Source organism: Actinorugispora endophytica (genome assembly GCF_004363075.1).
GTDB lineage: Bacteria > Actinomycetota > Actinomycetes > Streptosporangiales > Streptosporangiaceae > Actinorugispora > Actinorugispora endophytica.
In genome coordinates this window covers 16,204-37,313 of sequence record NZ_SNYN01000025.1, presented here as the reverse complement: position 1 = coordinate 37,313, position 21,110 = coordinate 16,204, and the positions used below count along the sequence as shown (strand labels likewise).

General features: G+C 74.3%; 17 protein-coding genes. 10 read left to right on the top strand and 7 right to left on the bottom strand.

The window, feature by feature from the left end:
* Positions 1–216: 216 nt before the first annotated feature.
* From EV190_RS20230 to EV190_RS20215, 4 genes are read left to right on the top strand one after another with little or no spacing between them, the layout of a single operon-like run.
* Complete coding sequence (locus EV190_RS20230; protein ID WP_133743174.1) at positions 217–984, top strand: NUDIX hydrolase; 768 nt, start codon at positions 217–219, stop codon at positions 982–984.
* Entirely contained in the window at positions 981–2,045 is a 1,065-nt protein-coding gene (locus tag EV190_RS20225) for a molecular chaperone DnaJ (RefSeq protein ID WP_133743173.1), read from the top strand. Before EV190_RS20230 ends, EV190_RS20225 begins: the two co-directional genes overlap by 4 nt.
* 50 nt (positions 2,046–2,095) lie before the next feature.
* Complete coding sequence (locus EV190_RS20220; protein WP_133743172.1) at positions 2,096–3,097, top strand: hypothetical protein; 1,002 nt, start codon at positions 2,096–2,098, stop codon at positions 3,095–3,097.
* Positions 3,097–4,386 carry an adenylosuccinate synthetase gene (locus tag EV190_RS20215; protein WP_133743171.1) on the top strand — a complete coding sequence of 430 codons (1,290 nt, stop codon included), beginning with the start codon at positions 3,097–3,099 and terminating at the stop codon, positions 4,384–4,386. Before EV190_RS20220 ends, EV190_RS20215 begins: the two co-directional genes overlap by 1 nt.
* 46 nt (positions 4,387–4,432) lie before the next feature.
* Here the strand turns inward: EV190_RS20215 and EV190_RS20210 are convergent, their stop codons facing one another.
* Positions 4,433–5,395 (bottom strand): hypothetical protein, encoded by a 963-nt coding sequence (locus tag EV190_RS20210; protein ID WP_133743170.1) that lies wholly within the window; start codon positions 5,393–5,395, stop codon positions 4,433–4,435.
* A 289-nt stretch (positions 5,396–5,684) separates the two neighbouring features.
* On the opposite strand from EV190_RS20210, the gene EV190_RS20205 reads away from it, so the two are divergent.
* Complete coding sequence (locus EV190_RS20205) at positions 5,685–6,650, top strand: glucosyl-3-phosphoglycerate synthase (protein WP_133743169.1); 966 nt, start codon at positions 5,685–5,687, stop codon at positions 6,648–6,650.
* Between the two features lie 45 nt (positions 6,651–6,695).
* Here the strand turns inward: EV190_RS20205 and EV190_RS20200 are convergent, their stop codons facing one another.
* The gene (locus EV190_RS20200) at positions 6,696–7,601 is read right to left on the bottom strand and encodes a DMT family transporter (RefSeq protein ID WP_133743168.1); all 906 of its coding nucleotides are present in this window, start codon (positions 7,599–7,601) and stop codon (positions 6,696–6,698) included.
* A 233-nt stretch (positions 7,602–7,834) separates the two neighbouring features.
* Between EV190_RS20200 and EV190_RS20195 the strand changes: the two genes are divergently transcribed.
* A complete protein-coding gene (locus EV190_RS20195) occupies positions 7,835–8,266 on the top strand; it encodes an SMI1/KNR4 family protein (RefSeq protein ID WP_133743167.1) in 432 nt (143 codons plus the stop codon).
* Positions 8,267–8,380: 114 nt separating this feature from the next.
* On the opposite strand, the gene EV190_RS20190 is transcribed toward EV190_RS20195, so the two are convergent.
* Entirely contained in the window at positions 8,381–9,538 is a 1,158-nt protein-coding gene (locus tag EV190_RS20190) for a glycosyltransferase (RefSeq protein ID WP_243742695.1), read from the bottom strand.
* Complete coding sequence (locus EV190_RS20185; RefSeq protein WP_133743166.1) at positions 9,535–10,524, bottom strand: glucosyl-3-phosphoglycerate synthase; 990 nt, start codon at positions 10,522–10,524, stop codon at positions 9,535–9,537. Before EV190_RS20185 ends, EV190_RS20190 begins: the two co-directional genes overlap by 4 nt.
* A gap of 176 nt (positions 10,525–10,700) precedes the next feature.
* On the opposite strand from EV190_RS20185, the gene EV190_RS20180 reads away from it, so the two are divergent.
* Both EV190_RS20180 and EV190_RS20175 read left to right on the top strand, forming a co-directional pair.
* Positions 10,701–11,675 (top strand): Gfo/Idh/MocA family protein, encoded by a 975-nt coding sequence (locus EV190_RS20180; RefSeq protein ID WP_133743165.1) that lies wholly within the window; start codon positions 10,701–10,703, stop codon positions 11,673–11,675.
* Positions 11,672–12,793 (top strand): zinc-dependent alcohol dehydrogenase, encoded by a 1,122-nt coding sequence (locus EV190_RS20175; RefSeq protein ID WP_243742694.1) that lies wholly within the window; start codon positions 11,672–11,674, stop codon positions 12,791–12,793. The genes EV190_RS20180 and EV190_RS20175 overlap by 4 nt, the downstream gene beginning before the upstream one ends.
* Positions 12,794–12,811: 18 nt before the next feature.
* Here the strand turns inward: EV190_RS20175 and EV190_RS20170 are convergent, their stop codons facing one another.
* Positions 12,812–14,104, bottom strand: coding sequence for a multidrug effflux MFS transporter (locus tag EV190_RS20170; RefSeq protein ID WP_394345541.1), 1,293 nt, complete (start codon positions 14,102–14,104; stop codon positions 12,812–12,814).
* A 673-nt stretch (positions 14,105–14,777) separates the two neighbouring features.
* Here EV190_RS20170 and EV190_RS20165 point away from each other — a divergent pair.
* Positions 14,778–16,568 (top strand): HAD-IIB family hydrolase, encoded by a 1,791-nt coding sequence (locus EV190_RS20165; protein WP_133743163.1) that lies wholly within the window; start codon positions 14,778–14,780, stop codon positions 16,566–16,568.
* A gap of 21 nt (positions 16,569–16,589) precedes the next feature.
* Here the strand turns inward: EV190_RS20165 and EV190_RS20160 are convergent, their stop codons facing one another.
* Together EV190_RS20160 and EV190_RS20155 are read right to left on the bottom strand one after the other, a co-directional pair.
* Positions 16,590–17,816 carry an MFS transporter gene (locus EV190_RS20160; protein WP_243742693.1) on the bottom strand — a complete coding sequence of 409 codons (1,227 nt, stop codon included), beginning with the start codon at positions 17,814–17,816 and terminating at the stop codon, positions 16,590–16,592.
* 97 nt (positions 17,817–17,913) lie between these two features.
* Positions 17,914–20,061 (bottom strand): SpoIIE family protein phosphatase, encoded by a 2,148-nt coding sequence (locus EV190_RS20155; protein WP_243742692.1) that lies wholly within the window; start codon positions 20,059–20,061, stop codon positions 17,914–17,916.
* Between the two features lie 303 nt (positions 20,062–20,364).
* On the opposite strand from EV190_RS20155, the gene def reads away from it, so the two are divergent.
* Entirely contained in the window at positions 20,365–21,033 is a 669-nt protein-coding gene (def, locus tag EV190_RS20150; protein ID WP_133743161.1) for a peptide deformylase, read from the top strand.
* Positions 21,034–21,110: the final 77 nt, after the last annotated feature.

Below are 21,110 nucleotides of genomic sequence, written 5' to 3'. Positions count from 1 at the left end.
GGCGGACGACTTCCGGATCGGGTCCGCGGGCCCGGAGCGGTCCGTCGGACACGCGTTCCCGGTTCCCTATTGTGTCCGATGGGGCGGGGCGCGGTCGGTGGTGCTGCGACCACTCTCGGAAGGGGTGGGGCGGGGAGGGTGGACAGGAGGGGCCTCCGTCCCCTATGTTCTTCTCAAGGCGAGAAAATCTCGTTTTGAGAATTACTGGAGGCTGCGGTGGAGACCGAACGGGAGCGGCGGGAGGCGGAGTTCCTGGCGGCCTACGACCCGCGCGCGTTCGCGCCGGTGGCCGTCACCGTGGACGTGGTCGCCCTCACCATCCGGGGCGGCGAACTGTGCGTCCTGTGCGTGCGGCGCGCGGAGCCGCCGTTCGAGGGGGAGTGGGCGCTGCCCGGCGGCTTCGTGCGCGAGGACGAGGACCTGGCGGGGGCGGCCCTGCGCGAACTCGCCGAGGAGACCGACCTGCCGCCCACCCCGCACCTGGAGCAGCTCGCCGCCTACGGCGCCCCGGAGCGCGACCCCCGCATGCGGGTGGTGTCCGTCGCCCACATGGTGATGGCCCCGGACCTGCCCGAACCACGCGGGGGCGGCGACGCCGCGGAGGCCGCGTGGCGGACCGTGGCCGAGGTGGAGCAGGGGGAGGCGCTGGCGTTCGACCACGCGCGGATCACGGCCGACGCGCTGGAGCGGGCCCGCTCCAAACTCGAGTACACGTCCCTGGCCACAGCGTTCCTGCCCGCGGAGTTCACCGTCGCGGACCTGCGCGGGGTGTACGAGACGGTGTGGGGCCGCCCCCTGCACGCGGCGAACTTCCACCGCAAGGTCCTTTCGGTGCCGGGCCTGGTCACCGACACCGGACGGCTCACCGAAAGCGGAGGCGCGCGCGGCGGGCGGCGGGCCCGCCTGTACAGCGCGGGTCCGGCGACCGCGCTGCACCCGGCGCTGCTGCGCCCCGCCGCGCCCGAACCGAGGAGCGGGCGGTGAGCGCCGACTTCGACCGCGCCGAGCACCGGGTCCTGGCCGCGAGCGGTCCGGCCGAGCTGTTCGGCCCCGCGCCCGAGGGCGGGGCCGCTCCCACCGACGAGGCGGCGCGCACCTGGCGGAGCCTGGCGCGCGTGCTGCACCCGGACCGGGCGCGCGAGGACGAGCGGGCGCGGGCGCTGGCCGCCTACAGCCGCCTGGCCGCGCACTGGAGCGCGCACCGGCGCACCGAGGCCGAGACCGGCGGCGTCACCGTCACCACGCGGCGGCGCGTCTACCGGGTGGGCGCGCTCATCGCCCGCGGGGACATCGCGAACGTGTACCGCGCCGTCTGGCACGAGGATGGCCGCGACCACGACGCCGTGGTCAAGATGCCGCGCTCGGTGGCCGACAACGACCTGATGGCCGCCGAGGCCGAGTCGCTGGCCGTGCTCGCCGAACACGGCCGCCCGGACCTGGCCGCGTACGCGCCCCGCCTCGTCGAGGCGGCGCGGCACCGCGACGCCGCCACCGGGGCGGTGCGCGACGTCACGGTCCTGGAGCCGCTGCGCGGCTTCCACACCCTGGCCGACGTGGCCGCGGCGCACCCGGGCGGACTGGACCCCAGGGACGCGGCGTGGATGTGGCGACGCCTGCTGGTGGCGGTCGGCAACGCGCACGCCGCCGGGCTGGTGCACGGCGCGGTCGTGGCGGCCAACGTGCTCGTCCACCCCGGCAAGCACGGGCTGGTGCTGGCCGACTGGTGCTACGCGGTACCCGAGGGGCAGCGCGTGCGCGCCGTGGTCGAGGCGTACGAGGACGACTACGCGCCCGAGATCCCCCAGGGCGGGGCCGCGACCCCGGCCACCGACATCCACATGGCCACCCGCACGATGGCGCGGCTCATCGGACCGCGCATGCCCGCGCCGATGGCGGCGTTCGCCCGCGGCTGCGCGCTGGAGGCGCCCTCCATGCGCCCCAAGGACGCGTGGGCGCTGCTGGGCGAGTTCGACGGCCTCCTGGAGCGCCTGTGGGGCCCGCGTTCCTTCCGGCCGTTCACGATGCCCACCGACCCCGCCTACTGACCACCCCGCCCCGACAGCGCGGGCGACAGGGAATTACGAGAGGAAACACCATGGGAAGCGGACACTGGTCCACCGACGTCTACAACGCCGCGAACTCGTACCGGGCGAGCACCGGCACGAGCGCCTTCGCCTACACCGACCACGTGGCGGCGTCGGCGCCGCCCAGCACCTGGACGGCCCACCCGAGCCTGGACCCCGGAAACGCGGGGGTGCGGGAGAGCCGGGACTCCGACGAGCACCCCGCCTCCACCGCCATCGCGGTGCTGTTCGACGTGACCGGGTCGATGGGGTCCATCCCGCGGACCATGCAGACGAAGCTCCCCGAGCTGTTCGGCCTGCTGCTGCGCAAGGGGTACGTGCAGCACCCGCAGATCATGTTCGGCGGGATCGGGGACGCCACCTGCGACCGGGTCCCTCTTCAGGTGGGGCAGTTCGAGTCGGACAACCGCATGGACGAGCAGCTCGGCAACATCCTGCTGGAGGGCGGGGGCGGCGGCCAGCTGACCGAGTCCTACGAGCTGGCCATGTACTTCATGGCGCGGCACACCGCGATGGACTGCCTGGAGAAGCGCGGCAGGCGCGGGTACCTGTTCCTGATGGGCGACGAGCTGGCGTACGGCAAGGTCAAGGCGCGCGAGGTGCGCGAGGTGATCGGGGACGACCTGGACGAGGACATCCCGCTGCCGCAGATCGTGGCCGAGCTCAAGGCCAAGTTCGAGGTGTTCCACATCGTCCCGGCGGGCGCGTACCACGCCGCCGACGGCAAGGTGGAGAAGTTCTGGCGGTCGCTGTTCGGACAGAACGTCATCATGCTCGACGACCTGGACGCGGTCGCCGAGACCATCGCGGTCACCGTCGGCCTGGCCGAGGAGGCCATCGACCTGGCCGAGGGCCTGGCGGACCTGGGCGAGAACGGTACGGAGGACGAGGCGGTGCGCGCGGTCTCGGCCGCGCTGGAGCCCGTGGCGCGCTCGCGCACCCCCGTCAGGGCCTCCGAGGCCCCGGCCGACCTGGACGCCGACGGCGCCGCCGGGCGCACCCGGCGGCTGTGATGGCGCCCCGCGCCGGTGCGGAGCTGGACGGCCACACCATCGTGGTGGACCTGGGGTTCGGCGACGCGGGCAAGGGCACGGTCGTGGACTGGCTGTGCGCGCTCGGCGGCCACCGCGCGGTGGTGCGGTTCAACGGCGGCGCCCAGGCCGCCCACAACGTGGTGGCCCCCGACGGGCGCCACCACACCTTCGCGCAGTTCTCCTCGGGCACCCTCACCCCCGGCGTGGCCACCCACCTGTCCCGGTTCATGCTGGTGGACCCGCTGGCGCTGGCGGCCGAGGCCGACCACCTGGCCGCCATCGGGGTGCCGGACGCGCTGGACCGGCTCACCGTGGACGCCGACGCGCTGGTGACCACCCCCTACCACCAGGCGGCCAACCGGGCGCGCGAGAGCGCGCGCGGCGCGGGGCGGCACGGCTCGTGCGGGATGGGCGTCGGCGAGACCGCGGCGTACGCGCTGGCGAACCCCGGGTGGGCGCCGAGGGCGGCCGACTGCGCCGACCCGGTGCGGCTGCGGCGGCTGCTGGGGAGGCTGCGCGAGGCCCTGGAGGCCGAACTCGGTCCGCTGGAGGCGCCTCCGGTCGCCGACTGCGCGGCGGTGTTCGGGGCGTTCGCCGAGCGGGTCCGGATCGTGGACGGCGCCGCGCGCCTGCGGCACCTGCTCGGGGCCGGGCCGGTCGTGTTCGAGGGCGCCCAGGGGGTCCTCCTGGACGAGTGGCACGGCCTGCACCCGTATACCACCTGGTCCACCACCACCGCGGCCAACGCGCGCGCCCTGCTGGCCGGGGCCGGCGCCGACGGGGCGACGCTGGGGGTGGTGCGCACCTACACCCCCCGGCACGGGCCCGGCCCGCTGCCCACGGAGGACCCCGCGCTGCTGGCCGCGCTGGGCGAGGCGCACAACACGACCGGGCGTTGGCAGGGGGCGTTCCGCACCGGGCACTTCGACGCGGTCCTGCACCGCTACGCGGTGGCCGCGACCGGCGGGGTGGACGCGGTGGCGGTGACCCACACCGACGCCCCCCACCGGGCGCGCCTGGGGATGTGCCGCGCCTACGACACCGACCAGGGGCGGTGCGCGGAGCTTCCGGGCGCGGTCGTGGGCGACCTCGCGGCCCAGGAGCGGCTCACCCGGCGGCTCGAGGAGGTGCGGCCCCGCGTCGAGGCCGTGGACCCCGGCGCCTGGTGCGAGGCGGTCGCCGCCGAACTGGGCGCGCCGTGCGTCCTCTCGTCCTCCGGCCCCGCCCGCGACGACAAGCGCCGGACGACAGCGATGGCGCCGGCCTGACCCGGGCGGCGGCGGGGCCGGAAGCCCCGCGCGACCGGCGGGAGCCTCAGCGGGGCCAGCTCATGTCGGTGGAGTACGGCAGGGAGTCGAGACGGGTCTCCTCGTGGGAGTTGAGTTCGGTGAACAGCTGCGTCCACGCCTGCTCGGGGGTGTTGTCGGTTCGGGCGCAGCCGCGCTGGGCGCACGCGGCGGACTGGGACAGGGCCCCGCCGAACCGGACCGGGCCGTGCCCGTGGGCCACGCCCCAGGCGCTCACGTTCGCCCACTGGCGCGCCTGGATGCCGTCGGTGCGGTAGATCTGCGGGACCGGCACCAGGGCGGGGGAGGCGCCCGCGGACACGTAGTGCACGTCGGCCACCGTCCAGCCGTTGCCGCACGCGGTGGACGTCGAGCCGTACACCGGGCAGCCGTCCGCGGAGTTCATCGTGAACAGCGGCGCCGGCGAGGCGGAGGTGAACGCGTCCACCCAGGCCCGCGCCCAGGCGGGGGAGGACCAGGACGGCTCGGCGTCCACCGCGCCCGCGACCGCGACCGCGTCGGTCGTGGCCCTCCGGGCCGCCGCGGTGACGGTCCGCGCCCACGCCCGGCCCGCCGCGGCGCTGTCGACGTGTCCGTCGGACTTGTTGTTCACGCCCAGCGCCAGCACGGCGGTGGCCCCCGAGACGCGGCACTCGGTGAACCCGCGCGCCCACTGGGCGGCGACCGCGGCGCCGCGCGCGGCCGCCACGCGGGGCGCGGTGGTGTCCGGACGGGTGCCGGGCGGGCGCAGCACGTTCCCCCGCTCCTGGGTGCCCAGGAACAGGACGCGCAGCCCGTCGAGGCCGGTGCGGCCCTGGGCGCAGCCCGCGTCGCGCGCGGTCTCCAGGTCGGCGCGTGTCCCGGTCATCGACACGTAGTAGCTGGTCGTGGCGGGTGGCGCCGTCATGGCCGCGGCGGTCGCGGCGGGTGCGGCCAGCAGCAGTGCGGCGGCCGCGGCGGCCGCCGCGGCGGGGCGTCGGTAGTCGCGCATGGATCCCCCATCGGCAAGGAACGGTGTGCGGAAGGTCATGGCCTGACCACGTCACTGGTCTCATTGAGCCCGTGGAGGCGCGCCCAGGCCAGGGAGCGGACCAAGGTGGTGTGTCAGGGGTGAACCCGGACGTAAGGACCGCGGCGAGGGGCGGACGCGAAACGGCGTCACACGTTGGCCACACGCCGGCGACACGCCGGAAAAATTCGCGGGCTATAACGAATCGCCTGGCGCGGTTCACCGACCGGTGCCGCGCCGGGACACGCCAGAGCCGATTCAGGGAGGCACCGTGCTGCCAGAGGTAGAGGCATGGCTCGACCGGCGCACCAGCCGTGCGCGGGACTGGGACGCCGGCGTCCTCGCCGGGGACAAACGGGACCAGCGGGTCACCGTGGTCCTGCCGGCCCGTGACGAGAGCGCGACCGTGGGCCGGATCGTCACCAGCATCCGAACCGCGCTGTGCGAGGACGTGCCGCTGGTGGACGAGATCGTGGTCATCGACTCGCGCAGTACCGACGGCACCGCCCGCGTCGCGGCGGAGGCGGGCGCCACCGTCTACCACCAGGACGCCGTCCGGCCCGACCTGGCGGGCGGGGAGGGCAAGGGCGAGGCGCTGTGGAAGTCGCTGTTCGTGGCCACCGGCGACATCCTGGTGTTCGTCGACGCGGACCTGCTGAGCTTCACCCCCGACTACGTGACGGGCCTGCTGGGCCCGCTGGTCACCGACCCGGGCGTGGCCTACGTCAAGGCCTGCTACGACCGGCCGCTGAAGGGGTCCCCCGGGGAGGCCTTCAACGGGGGGCGCGTCACCGAACTGGTGGCGCGCCCCCTGCTCAACCAGTACTGGCCGAGCCTGGCGGGGTTCGTCCAGCCGTTGTCGGGGGAGTACGCGGGCCGCGCCGACGTGCTGCGCCGGATGCCCTTCGTGTCCCACTACGGGGTGGAGCTGGGGCTGCTGGTGGACCTGCTGGAGGCCGAGGGCCTGGACGCGCTCGCCCAGGTGGACCTGGGGGTGCGCGAGCACACCAACCAGTCCACGCCGGACCTGGGGGTGATGGCCGCGCAGATCCAGCACACCGCCCGCACCCGCCTGGTGCGGTCGGGGCGGCTGGTCGAAGGGGACCCGGCCGCCACCACGCTCGTGCAGTACGCGCGCGGCGACACCGCCGACGGCGCGTACGTGCCGTACCCGCGCGAGACGGCCATCAGTGAGCGTCCCCCCGCTGACAGCCTGGTGGAGCCCGCACTGGTGTGAGGGCGGCGCCCCGGGGGCCCGGCCGGAGCCGCGCCCCCGCGGACGTCAGGACCGCCGGGAGGACGCGCCGGGGTGATCGCCACGGCGCACGGGCGGGGCGGCGGGGCCCTCGGGGACCACGCACAGCAGGAACACGCCGCGCGCCGCAACGATCGCGGCCAGTACCGTCACCCCCGCGCCCCACGAGCCGCCCGCGTAGCCCTCGCCCATGAACAGCACACCCGCCGCGGCCGCCGCCAGCGGGTTGGCCAGCGTCATCACGGCCAGCGGCGCGCCCACGTCCATGCGCGCGTACGCGGCCTGGGACAGCAGCACCCCGGCGCAGGCCAGCACCACCAGGCCCAGCCCGGTCCATCCCAGCAGGGCCCACACCCCCTGCTCGGCGGCGGCGTGCAGGACCGCCTTGGTCAGCGCCGAGGCCGTGCCGAAGGCCACCCCCGAGGCGGCCGCGAGCAGCAGGCCGCGCGGTACCGCGGCGGACGCGCGGGCCCCGGCCAGCGCCAGCGCGCCCACCGCCGCGGCCGCCGCCAGCGACAGCCACAGCCCGCCCTGGTCGGACAGGGTGTGCCCCTGCGGTCCGGAGCCCGCGGCCACGAGCATGACGCTCAGCGCGCCCACCGTCAGGACCACGCCGTGCCACTCGCGCGCGCTCACCCGGCGCGCGGCCAGCCACGCCGACCACGGCAGGGCGAACACCAGGACCAGCGTGCCCAGCGGCTGCACCACGACAAGGGTTCCGTACACCAGTGCCAGCGCGTGCAGAGCCGCGCCGGCGGCGTTGAGCGCGACCGACAGCCACCACAGCCGCTGCTCCAAGAGGGCGGGCACCGCGCGCCGAAGCGTGCCGTGCCCGCCGACGGCCCCCGCCAGGCGGCGCTGGGTGACCGCGCCGCCGCCGTAGCACACCGCCGAGGCCACCGACAGTCCGACCGCGATCCACAGCGTGCTCACGGGTGCGACACCCCTGCGGGCAGAGGAGGGCGAAGGCTCGTGGTTCGTGTCATACCCACCACTCTGCACCGTCGGAGGGCGCGCCGCGTCGTCCGGGAAGCGGCTTCCGGAGTACGGCGGATGCGGTACGAGGAGTCGCGCGCGCCTTTGCGGGCGGGAGAAATCGGCGCGGATTCGCGTCCGTCGGGCCCGTCGATTTCCCGTGACCCGGGCGCACCTGTGATTATTCAACGGTGTGGCGTTTATTGATCGGTGAACTGTATCCCGACGCGGAATTCCCCGAGCCGGCCAAGGAGGCGCTGTTCTGGCGGATCGAGGAGAACCTGGGCCTGCCGGTCCCCCCGGAGCTGGTGGAGCTGCTGCGCGAGACCAACGGGGTCCACAACGAGTACGGCGACGCCGTGGTCTGGCCCGCCGAGCGCATCGTCGAGGACAACCTCGCGATCCGCGCGGAGCCGGACCACCATGAGCTGTACGCGCCGTTCGATGACCTGATGTTCTTCGGCGACAGCGACATGGGACCCCAGTTCGCCTACGTCCACACCGGATACGGCCCGGGGATCGTCAAGTGGGACCACGAGACCGACGAACGGAGGCTCGCCGTGGTGTCCCTGCGCGACTACCTGGCACGCTGCCTGGGCCAGGACAACGACTGGTTCCGCTGACCGGCCGAGCGCCGCGCCGGAACGCCTTTCCCTCGGTGATCTTGACCTTTTCGGGGTCTCAACCGTCTCCGAGACCCCGAAAAGGTCAAGATCACCGGAGGAGGCACCACGGGTCTACGCGCGCCGTGCGCGCCTGAGGGTCTCCTCGTACAGGTCGAGGTAGCGCTCGGTCATCGCGCGGGGGGTGAACCGCGCCGCGGCCTCGGCACGGCACTGCGCGGGGTCGATCTCCGCGACGCGCCGCAGCAGCGCCTCGAAGCCGTCGTCGGTCTCGGTGAGCAGGCCCGTCCGGCCGTGCTCGACGAGTTCGGGCAGGCAGCCGCGCGACAGCGCGACGACCGGGGCGCCGCACGCCAGCGCCTCCACCACCGCGGTGCCGCCGGGCTCGGCCCACTGCACCGGGAACAGCGCGGCACGCGCGTTCTCCAGCAGGGACCGGAGCCGGGGCCCCGCCACGGTGCCGATCCAGCGCACCAGGTCGCCGTCGACGTGGGGCGCGACGTGCTCGGCGTAGTAGCGCACGTCGGGCGCCCCGTGGCGCGGGTCGTCGGGGTCCGAGAGCACCTTGTCGAGGGCCTCGGGGGAGTCCAACCCGTTGACGGGGCCGGCCAGCAGCAGCGGCAGGCCCTGCCGGCGGCACGCGCGCGCCGCGATGTGGGTGCCCTTGGCCGCGGTGATCCGCCCGACCACGACGAAGCCCTCGCGGCGCTCGGGGCCCCGGCGCCGGTCGGCGTCCACGGCCAGGGGCGTGGACAGGTGGACGTGGCCCACGCTGTGCGCGCGCAGCCGGGCCGGGGCGCGCCGCAGCTGGGACTCCGATACACCGTTGACGAAGAGCCGCCCCCGTCCGTCGAAGCCGTTGTAGAAGTGCGGGTGCTTGCACAGGTCCCAGTGCAGGGTGTGCAGGACCGGCGGCACGGCCGTTCCGGCGGCGCCGAGGACGGAGGCGCCCACGACCTCCATGTGGTCGTGCACCAGGTCGACGTCGCCGTGGCGGCGCAGCCGCTCCAGGACGGCCTGCATGTGGGCGTGGGCGATGCCCGCCGCCTGGTTGTACGGGGCCTGGATGTGCTCGAACTGGCCGTCGGGGAACACCGAGACGTACTCGTCCGCGGGTATCGACGAGGACCCCGTCCCGGCCAGGATCACCCGCGCCCCCCTCTCGCGCAGCTGGGGGATCAGCGCGGCCACCACGTTCTCGATCCCGCCGTAGCCGGTGGGGGGTACGGGCAGCCAGGGGCCGACGTTGACCAGGACGCTCAGGACGCTCACCGCTGGACCCGTCCGGGCGGGAACTGCGCGCTCCGGGCATGCGCGACCTGCCGCATCGGAGGCCTCTCGGGCACGTCCACGTCCCAGTCCAGCGCGTGGTAGCCGACGGGGGTCTGGACGAACTGGGTGAGCCCGGTGGCGGGCGGCCGGGCGGCGGTGGCCAGGCCGTGCCGGTGCAGGCGGGACCACGCGGTGTTGATGATCTGCCCGGACATGCGGCCCAGCGCCGCCGTGGACTGGTGGGAGTGCTCGCGCACGCCCAGGTCGGTCTGGGCCATGCGGTCCACGCCCAGGAGGTCGGCGAGGTCGACCAGGAGGGCGAACTCCACGCCGTACCCGCACACGAAGGGGACCGCCTCCAGGACGGCGCGGCGCCCGGCGTACTCGCCGGCCAGCGGTTGCACGAAACCCGACAGGTGCGGCCAGCACATGTTGAGCAGCGGGCGGGCCACCAGCTCGGTGACGCGCCCCCCGTCCGCGGGGGCGACGGAGCCCTCCTCGAGGAGGGGACGGCTGTAGCAGCCCTTGACGTAGCCCATGTCCGGATCGGCCAGGAGCGGCCCGACGAGGCCGGTGATGAAGTGCGGGCCGAAGTTGCGGATGTCGGCGTCGACGAAGACGACGACGTCCCCGGTGGTCACGGCCAGGGACTTCCACAGGGCCTCGCCCTTGCCCCACAGGCCGGGCAGGTCGGGGAGAATGTCGTCCTGGTGGTAGACGAGGGCTCCGGCCTCGCGGGCGGTGACGGCGGTGCCGTCGCCGGAACGGGAGTCGATGACCACGATCTCGTCGACCAGTGGCAGGCGTTCCACGAGCGGCTTCCTGATGGCCTCGACGATCGCGCCGACGGTCTCCTGCTCGTCCTTGGCGGGAAGGACGACGCTGACGGTCTCGGCGCCCTTGTGCGCCAGGGCGCGTTCGGCGGGCCAGTCCAGGTGCGAACCGGTGTTCCGGGACATCCACTGGCGGGTGCGGGTCGGCATCATCAGCAACTCCTTCGGTTGCGGCAGGAGCCGGGCCGTCGCGCGGGTGCGCTGGGCGGCCAGGCGGCGTAACGGACCGTTCCGCCGCTGGTCGTACGCGCGCCCCCCTAACCGGGAACATCCGTTATGAACATCAAGCAGCCGGTTTAATCCGGTTCCTTCGCGGCAGTGGGTCGCGCGTGGAAAGCGAGTGCGCGGTCGGGATCATCGGCGCGGGCGGCGTCGCGGCGCGGCACGCGGGGGTGCTGGCGGGGTTCGGGGACGTGCGCGTGGCGGCGGTCGCCGACACCGATCCGCTGCGCGCCGGGGCGCTGGCCGGGCGTCTGGGGGCACGCGCCTACCCGGACCACCTCGCGATGCTGTCGGGAGAGGCACTGGACGCGGTGTACATCTGCGTGCCGCCGTTCGCGCACGGGGCGCCGGAGAAGGCCGCGCTGGAGGCGGGGCTGCCGTTCTTCGTGGAGAAGCCCCTGGCTCTGGACCTCGCGCTGGCCGAGGACATCGCGGCGGGGGTCCGCGAGCGGGGCCTCCTGACCGCGGTCGGCCACCAGTGGCGGTACCTGAGCGGTATCGAGCGGGCCCGTGAGCTGCTGGAGGGGCGCGGCGTGCGCATGGTGCTGGGGTACTGGCTGGACAAGGTCCCGCCGGTGGGCTGGTGGGCGCGCCTGGACGGTTCGGGCGGGCAGATCGTCGAGCAAGCCGCGCACGTCATCGACACCGCGCGGCTGCTGGCGGGCGAGGTGGTGGAGGTGTGGGCGCTGGAGTCCGCGGCCAAGGCGGCGGGAGTGCCGGACGCGGATGTGGCCGCCGCCACGACCGCGGCCCTGCGCTTCGCGGACGGGGCGGTGGGCAGCCTGGCCGCGACCTGCCTGCTGGCGTGGAAGCACCGCGCGGGCCTGGAGGTGTACGCCCAGGGCATGGTCCTGGAGGTGTCGGAGGAGCGGCTGGACGTGTACACCGGCGCGGACCCCGAGCACGTCGCGGACACGGGGGACGCCAGGACGCGGGTGGACCGGGCGTTCGTGGACGCGGTGCGCGGGGTGGGCTCGGACGTGCGCACCGACTACGCCGAGGCGCTGCGCACCCATCGGGTGGCGTGCGCCATCGCGGAGTCGGCGGCCACGGGCGGTCCGGTCGAGGTGAGGGCGGAGTGAGCGGCGGGGGCGGGTACGAGGCGCTGTGGGTGACCGGGCCGGGGCGGGTCGAACTGGTCCGGGAGGAGGCTCCGCCGCTGGGAGAGGGCCGCTTCGAGGTGCGGACGATGTACAGCGGGCTGTCCGCGGGGACGGAGCTGACGTTCCTGAACGGCACCAACCCGGCGCTGACCGGGGGCTGGGACGGCGGCCTGGGCCTGTTCACCGGGGAGCCCCGGACCCCCGTGTACCCGGTCCGGCGACTGGGGTACATGCAGGTGGGACGGGTGGTGCGCACGCGCACCCGCGCTGTGGCCGAGGGCGAGACCGTGGCGATGGCGTACGGGCACCGGACCGGGTACGTGGCCGACCCCCGCGTCGACCGGTTCGTGGTGCTGGGCGACGACCTGGACCCGCTGCTGGGCGTGTACGTCGCCCACATGGGGCCGATCTGCGCGAACGGACTCCTGCACGCCGCCGCCGAGGTGTGCGGCCCCGATGTGCGGGCGCTGGGCGACGGTGTGGCCGGGCGGCGGGTCGCGGTACTGGGCGCGGGCGTGGTCGGGGTGCTGACCGCGCTGTTCGCCGTCCACCACGGCGCCGCCGAGGTCGTCGTGCTGGACGCCACCCCCGAGCGCCTGGAGGTGTGCCGCCGGCTGGGGCTGGACACCCTGGACATGGACGCCGGTGACGCGGCGCCGGTGCTCAAGGAGCGCTGGCGGCACGGGGCGGGCGACCACGGGGCCGACGTGGTCTTCCAGTGCCGGGGCCGGTCGCGCTTCCTGGCCGCGGCACTGCGCGTGCTGCGGCCGCAGGGGGCGGTGATCGACCTGGCGTTCTACACCGACGCGGCCGCGTCGGTGCGCCTGGGGGAGGAGTTCCACCACAACGGGCTGGCCATCCGGTGCGCCCAGATCGGCAGGGTGCCGCGCGGGATGGCGCACCTGTGGGACAGGGAGCGTCTCTCGGTGGAGACCGTGGAGCTGCTGGTGGCGAAGGGGGACCGGGTGCGCGAGCACCTGGTCACCGATGTGGTGCCGCTGAGCGAGGCGCCGCGCCTGATGACCGAGGTGGCCCGGCACCGCCGCCACGTGGTGCAGGCGGTGTTCACCGCGGGGCCGGAACCGGCGCGGGGCTGACGGACGGGAGGCCCGCCGTCAGACCCGCGCGGAGCGGCGGGCCGAGCCCAGGTACGCCTGGACGACGAACACGGCCAGGGCCGCCGCCGCGGTGGCGAGCATCACCCCGGACATGCTGACGATGCTGGCCTGGCCGCCCTCACCCATGCCGGTGACCGCCGCGAGGCCGCCGCCGATCGCGAACTGCAGGGTGCCCAGGAGCGCGGACCCGGCGCCCGCCACCGACGCGGGCTGGCCGGCGATCGCCAGGGTGGTGGCGTTGGGCGAGATCAGGCCGGTGCAGAACATCATCACGAACAGCACGGCGGTGACCGAGACCAGGCTCGCTCCGCCGGTCAGGGCGAGCGCCGCCAGTACCCCGACGGAGGCGAGGCTGCCGACCAGGCCGGCCAGGAGGCGGCGGGAGGTGTCCATCCTGCCGATGAGCGCGGCGTTGACCTGGTTCCCCAGGACCATGCCCAGGGAGTTGACCCCGAAGATGAGGCTGAACTGCTGGGGGGTGGTGCCGAACTCGTCGTGGGAGACGAAGGAGAACGCGGAGATGTAGGTGAACGTCATGGCGAAGCTCAGCGCCATGATCAGGGACGGGGCGATGAAACGGACGTCGAGCAGCAGGCGGACCAGGACGCGCAGGGACCCGCGGCCCCGCTGTCCGCGCTGTCCGCGCTGCTCGCGGGAGAGGGTCTCGGGCAGCCCGAAGAACACGAACGCCAGGTTCACCAGGCCCGCCACGGCGAGCGCGACGAAGATCAGCCGCCACGACCCCACCAGCAGCAGCTGCCCGCCCAGCATCGGGCCCAGCATCGGGGCCAGGCCCACGAGCAGCACCAGGCGGGAGAAGAAGCGGGCGCCGTCGTCGCCGTCGAAGGTGTCGCGCACCACCGCGCGGGAGATCACCGCGCCCGCGGCGGCGGCCAGTCCCTGGACGAACCGCAGCACGCTGAGCGCCTCGACGGACGGGGCCACGGCGCACGCCAGCGAGGACAGGGTGAACACGGCGACGCCGACGAGCAGCGGGCCGCGCCGCCCCCAGCGGTCGCTCATGGGGCCGATCGCGAGCTGGCCCACGGCCAGGCCGATCATGATCGCGGTCAGGGTCAGCTGGACCTGGGACTGGGTGGCGCCCAGGTCGGCGGCGATGCTGGGAAAGGCGGGCAGGTACAGGTCGGTGGCCAGCGAACTGGTGGCCGAGAGCAGACCGAGCACGAACACCAGCAGCACGACCGACGAACGGGGCTTGCGCCCGGGGGCCGGAGCGGCGGAAGCGGTGCGCGCGGCGGACGGACGCGGGCGCAGGGCGGTGAGGGACAACTGCATACTCCGTGGGCATGTCGAAGGAGACGACAGGGCGGGAAAAGCGCTCCGGCATGTCACACCGCGGGGCGCAGGGGTTGTGGCCCGGCTCAGGGGCCTGGTCCAGGTGACCGTCGGCGATCCGCGTGGACCGCTCCGGGAGGTGTCTCCCGGTTCGTTGCGCCGGACCGCCCGAACGGACGAGACCGGGTGTTCTTCGCGGACTGTCTCGCGGAGAACCGCGTGGACGATCGCCCACGAATCCGGGAGCGGTCCGGAAGACGCACCCCGGGGAGACCGGGGTGGTGCCGACGTGGCAGGGGTTCCGCCCGGCGATCGTGGAGACGGGACGCACGGACGGACGCGACCTGGGGGCTACGCGAGGTTGAACCCCCTGACCAGCGAGATTAGTCCGGGTCGCGGAGTGCTGAAACCGTGACCTGCCACACGTCCGCGTAACCGCCGTGTCGGAGGGGGTTTCGCGCGCCCTGTGAAAGGCGCCACCCCGCTCCCGGGGAGGGTCGCGCACCCCTGGTCCTGGCGGGCGGCGCCGCCCTGCTGGCCGCCGCGCTCCTGGGCCGCCGGATCCGCCACGCCCGGCGCTAGCGTCCCGCCGAACGTGTGAAACGGCCGCGCCGGGTCAGTGGCTGGGCGGGAGAGGCCGCGCCCGCGGCCGCGCTGGAGGTGAGGGATGCGGTACCACGTGCTGGCCTGCGACTTCGACGAGACGATCGCGCACGAGGGGCGGGTGGAGGAGGAGACCGTGACCGCGCTGGAGCGCCTGTCGCGCTCCGGTCGGCGCCTGGTCCTGGTCACGGGGCGGGAACTCGACGACCTGCTGCGGGTGTTCACGCACGTCGACCTGTTCGACATGGTCGTGGCCGAGAACGGGGGCGTCGTGTACGACCCCGCGCGGCGCGACCGCAGACCGCTCGCCGACGCGCCGCCCGAGGCGTTCGTGGAGCGGCTGCGCGCCCAGGGCGTGCGGCCGCTGGGGGTGGGCTCGGTGATCGTCGCCACCCGCGAACCGCACGACCGCGCGGTCCTGGACGCGATCCGCGAGCTGGGCATGGAGATGCAGGTGGTGTACAACAAGGGCGCGGTGATGGTGCTGCCGCCGGGGGTGAACAAGGCGTCCGGGCTCGCCGAGGCGCTGCGCCGCCTGGAGATGTCGCCGCACTCGACGGTCGCCGTGGGAGACGCCGAGAACGACCACGCGATGCTGTCCATGTGCGAGTGCGCGGTGGCCGTGGCCAACGCCCTGGACTCGGTCAAGGAGCACAGCGACCTGGTGCTCACCGAGCCGCGCGGACGGGGCGTGGCGGCGCTGGCCGCCTCGCTGCTGGAGTCCGATCTGGCCGAGGTGTCCACGAGCCGCCACGACCTGCACTTCGGCACGGCGGGGGAGCGGCCGTCCGCGATCGCGCCGTACGGAACGTCGGTGGTGGTGGCGGGACCCTCGGGAAGCGGCAAGTCCACGGCCGCCACCGCGCTGCTGGAGCGGCTGGGCGAGGCCGGGTACCAGTACTGCGTGATCGACCCCGAGGGCGACTACGCGGACTTCGGCGGGGTGACGGTGTTCGGCGACCCCACGCGGGGGCCGTCGGTCGACGAGGTGCTGGGGGCGCTGCGCGACCCGGGCCAGAGCGTGGCCGTGAACCTGCTCGCGGTCCCGCTGCGGGACCGGCCCGCGTTCTTCGCCGACCTGCTGCCCAGGCTGGTGGGGTTGCGCGCCGAACTCGGCCACCCCGACTGGGTCGTGGTGGACGAGGCCCACCACCTGATGCCGGTGGAACTGGCGCAGCTGCCGGTCGGCGTCCCGACGGACGTGGGCAGCCTGATGATGGTCACCGTGCACCCCGAGACGCTGAGCCCGCTGGCGCTGGAGCTGGTCGACACCGTCGTCGCGGTCGGCGACGAGCCCGGCGACACCCTGGACGCGTTCGCCTCGGCCACGGGCAGGACGGCGCCCGCGCTGGGCGAGGCGCCCGGGACCGACGAGAGGCAGGGCTCCATCGTCTCGGACATCGCCGTGTGGCGGGTCGGGGAGGAGAAGGCGGAAAGGGTCCTCCTGGCGCCGGGGGAGGCGCACCGGACCCGGCACCGCCGCAAGTACGCCACGGGCACCATGTCCCCGGACAAGAGCTTCTACTTCACCGGCCCGGAGGGGCGGCTGCGGCTGCGCGCCCGCAACCTGCACTCGTTCCTCGAACTGGCGGACGGGGTGGACGACGACACCTGGACGCACCACCTGCGCCGCCACGACTACTCGCGGTGGCTGCGCGAGGCGGTGGGCGACGCCGAGCTCGCCGACCTGGTGCGCGGGGTCGAGGACGACGAGGACCGCGCAGCCGCCGACAGCCGGGACGAGGTCGCGCGGCTGGTGGACGAGCGCTACACCCTGCCCGCCGAGCCGACCCGCCACGACCCCGACCACGACGACGACGCGCGGAGCTTCCCCGGAGGGGAGGCCCGGTCGTAGGCCGCGCCTCGGGACCGGGCACTACGGGGCGGCGGACGGGACCGGTGCGCGGGGGCCGGCCGCGGCGGGGGCGCGCCGGTCCAGCAGGCCCGAGGCGACGATCAGCCCCAGCCCCAGCACCGCCAGGACCGCGCCCACCAGGTTGGGCGAGGTGTAGCCGTACCCGGCGGCGATCACCAGGCCGCCCAGCCACGCGCCCGAGGCGTTGGCCAGGTTCAGCGCCGAGTGGTTCAGGGCCGCGGCCAGGGACGGCGCGCCCGGGGCCACGTCGATCAGCCGGGTCTGCAGGGCGGGGACGAGCGCGCTTCCCGCCAGGCCCACGCCGAACACCGTGGCCACCGCCGTGACGGGGTGGTGCGCGGTGACGAAGAAGAGGGCGAGCAGGACGATGATCGCCGCCAGCGACCCGTACATGCTGGCCATCAGCCGGTAGTCGGCGAGCCGCCCGCCCAGCAGGTTGCCCGCGGTCATGCCCACGCCGTACACGGCGAGCACCAGGGGCACCGCCGCGGCCTCCAGCCCGGCGACCTCGGTCATCATCGGCGCGATGTAGCTGTAGGAGGCGAACATGCCGCCGAAGCCGACCGCGCCGGTGGCCAGCGCCAGCCACACCTGGGGGCGCTTGAGGGCGCCCAGCTCCGAGCGCATCGTGGTGTGCGGCGAGGTGGGGGTGCGGGGCACGAACGCGGCCAGCGCGACGAGCGTCACCAGGCCCACGGCGGTCACCATCCAGTAGGTGCTGCGCCAGCCGACGGTCTGGGCGGCCGCGGTCGCCAGCGGGACCCCGATGATGTTGGCGACGCTCAACCCCACCATCATCATGGAGATGGCCTGGGCGCGCTTGTGGGCGGGGACCAGCCCGGCCGCCACCACCGAACCGATGCCGAAGAAGGTGCCGTGCGGCAGGCCGGTGAACACGCGGGCGGCCATCAGGGTCGAGAAGGTGGGCGCGAGGGCCGCGGCGACGTTGCCGAGGGTGAACATCGCCATCAGCGCGATCAGCAGAGCCTTGCGGTCGACGCGCGCGCCGAGCGCGGTCAGCAGCGGTGCGCCCACCACCACGCCCAGGGCGTATCCGGAGATCATGTATCCGGCGGCGGGGATCGACGCGTCGAAGTCCGCGGCGACCTCGGGCAGGATGCCCATGGCCACGAACTCGGTGGTTCCGATGCCGAACCCGCCGATGGCGAGGGCGAGCACGGCCAGGGCGGCCGACGGGGGGCGTGGGGCGGTGGTGAGAGAGGGCACGGTAGGGAAACCCCTGTTCGACGTCCTCTCTTCCGAGAACCGATGATCCCACCTGTGTGATGCGCGTCTCCGTGGCGGGACGGACCGGGGCCGCGGCTCAGGGGCGGGCCGCGGTGGGGCGCAGCAGAAGCACCGCGACGTCGTCGGCGCGGTGCCCGGCCAGGCGGGCGGGACGGGCCAGGATGTCGGCGAGCCCCTCCAGGGACTGGTCGCCGAAGAGCGCGAGCCGCTCCGCCAGTTCGGCCAGCGCGTCGTCCAGGTCGATGCCGGGCTTCTCGATGAGCCCGTCGGTGTACAGGGCCAGGACGGAGTCGGGAGGCAGCGGGATCCGCACGTGTGGGTACCGGGCGTCGGCCTCGACGCCCAGCACGAGGCCGCCGGGGATGTCCAGGACCTCGGTGCGGCCGTCGGGGTGGCGCAGGAGCGGCTGGGGGTGCCCCGCGCGGGCGATGCGGGCCTCGCCGCCGGCCAGGTCCAGGTGCAGGTAGACGCAGCTGGCGAAGAGCCCGGTGTCCAGTTCGGTCAGGAGCCGGTTGACGCGCTCCAGGACCTGCCCGGGGTCGCCGTCGGAGGTGGCGGCGTAGGCGCGCACCGCGGTGCGCGCCTGGCCCATGAGCGCGGCGGCCGTGACGTTGTGGCCCTGGACGTCGCCGATCACGGCGGCGATCGCGCCTTCGCCCAGCGGGATCAGGTCGTAGAAGTCGCCGCCGATGTCCATGCCCTTGGTGCCCGGCAGGTAGCGCGCGGCGGCGTTCAGGCCGGGGACGCGGGGCAGCGCGTGGGGCAGCAGGGCGGACTGGAGACCGCGGGCCAGCTCGTTGGTGGAGTCGTACAGGCGCGCGCGCTCCAGGGCCTGGGCGATCAGTCCGCCCAGGGAGGTGAGCACGTTGCGGTCCTCCGGGGTGAACACGTGCGGCTGCTCGAAGGCCAGCACGCACACGCCGACCGGCTTGCCCGAGGCGATCAGCGGCAGGAACGCCCACGCCGACATGGTGCCGCGCAGGACCGATCCGGACGACGAACCCGTCAGCGGATAGGCCTCGTACAGCTCCCCGGCCGACTCGAAGAAGCTCGGCACGCCGGCCAGCAGCGTCTTGATCCCCGGGGTCTGCGCGGTCAGCGGAGTCCGGTCCAGCGCCCGCACGGCGTGCGGCGGGTAGCCGCGCGAGCCCGCGACGCGCAGCCGTCCGTCCTCGGCGGTCAGCAGCGCCAGGGCCTGTCCGCCGAAGGCGGGCATGATCTGGTCGGCGACCAGGTCCACCACGTCCCGCACCCCCACCGCGGCGGTGAGTGTGGCGGCGAGCTGCACGACGTGGTAGATCGCCCCGAGCCGGACGGGTTCGACCGGGAGGGCGTCGGTCCCGGCGTCGTCGGCCGGGGCCGCCGGTCCGTCGTGCGCGGGCCGGGCCGGGGCGATGCGCACGGTGATCCCGGTCGGATCGGGGTGCAGCCGAAACGACAGCCACTGGTCGGGCGGGCGCAGCGCCACGAACGAGGTGGGCTTCTGGCTGATCACCGCGGCCCGGTACTGGTCCTCGTACGCCGGGTCGTTCAGCCAGGGCAGCACCCGCCACGGGTGGGTTCCCACCAGCCGCTCGGCGCTCTCGCCGAGCAGCTCGGCCCCCGCGGGGTTGACGACGGTGAGGTGGCCCTGCAGGTCCAGGGCGCACAGCCCTTCGGGGAGCCGGGCCGCGAACGCCTCGGCCGAGCCGTCGAAGGCCGGGCGCAGGAACAGCGGTCCGGGGCCGGGGCGGACCGGTTCGGGGGCCGCGCCCAGACGCCGCGCCAGCAGGTCGGCGCACTTCTGGAGGTGGTCGTGGTCGTGGGGGGAGAGCTTCTCGGGCTGCGCGCCCGGCCACAGGGCGAACAGCACCCCGTAGTCGGTGGTGTCGTCGGAGACGGGGAAGGCGGCGATCGCGAACTCGTACGGCATCGCCACGGCGGTGTGCGGGTACCGGCGCACCCACTCCTTGGAGTCCCGGACCCAGGTGGGGCTGTCGTTGCGCAGCGTGTCGGAGACGGGCCCCGGGTAGGACAGGCTCATGCGTTCCCAGGGCTTGACGAAGTCCCGGGGCCAGCCCGCCAGCATCGTCAGCACGAGGGTCGGCTCGTCGGGGGACACCAGGTAGATGCCGCCCGCGAAGACCCCGAGGCCCTCCAGCGTCTCGCGCAGGCTCTGGGCCAGGATCTCCGTTCCACCGGAGGGAAGCGCCGGGTCGTCGGAAGGAGTCCACGGCTCACGCACGGGCGTCACCCGGGCCCTCGCCGCACGCGCGCATGACCGCCCGCCGCGGAAGGGGAGGGACGCTGGCTGTCTGTGATGGCATGTCGCCACGTCGTCTTTGTGTTCCGACGCACATACGCAGACGATACGCCCAACAGACGGGTTTCCGTGCCGCCAGGGGGCTTGGGAGCGCCGCGGCCGGGGCGGCGCGGAGGGGTCGGGCGGGGGGCCGGTCCTCGTCCGCTGGTACCTTTCAAGGGTCGTGCCCGGACCCGAGTCCGTCCCGGGGCGGCCACCGAACCATTTGGAAAGACGAGCGAAGTGATGTCCGAGCAGCACGTGTCCGAGCCGCCGATCGACGCCCGGGTGTGGGTCCAGGGCGAGCCCGTCGACTCCTACCCCGAATGGGCCCCGGAGGCCGAGCGGGGGAGGGCCCTGCGGGTCACCGTCGTGGGCGAGGACGTGCTGCACCGGCGCAACGCCGAGGTCACCGAGTTCGGCACCCCCGGACTGCGCGCGCTCGTCGACGACATGTTCCGCACCATGTACGTCGCCGAGGGCGTCGGCCTGGCCGCCAACCAGGTGGACGTGGACCTCCGGCTGTTCGTCTACGACTGCCGCGACGACGACGGGGTGCGGCACGTGGGCCACGTCGTCAACCCGGTCCTGGAGACCGAGGGGACCGAGGACGAGGGCGTCACCGTGGAGAGCGAGGGCTGCCTGTCGGTGCCGGGCCCGCACGCGGACCTGGCACGCGCCCCGCGCGCCCGGGTCACCGGGGCGGACGTGGACGGCAGGCCCGTGACCGTGGAGGGCACCGGCTACTTCGCCCGCTGCCTGCAGCACGAGACCGACCACACGCTGGGCCGCCTCTACATCGACCGGCTCTCCGCGCGCGAGCGCAAGAAGGTCCTCAAGACCATGAACGACATGAAGGACCAGGTGTTCGCGCGCCGCGCCGAGAACGCCGAGTCGATGGACTTCGACGGCTAGGGAGCCTCTGGCGCCGGGGTGGTTCGCGCACCGGTGGTTTCATTGGCGGTCTTGAGCTTTCTGCCCGTTTCGGGGTC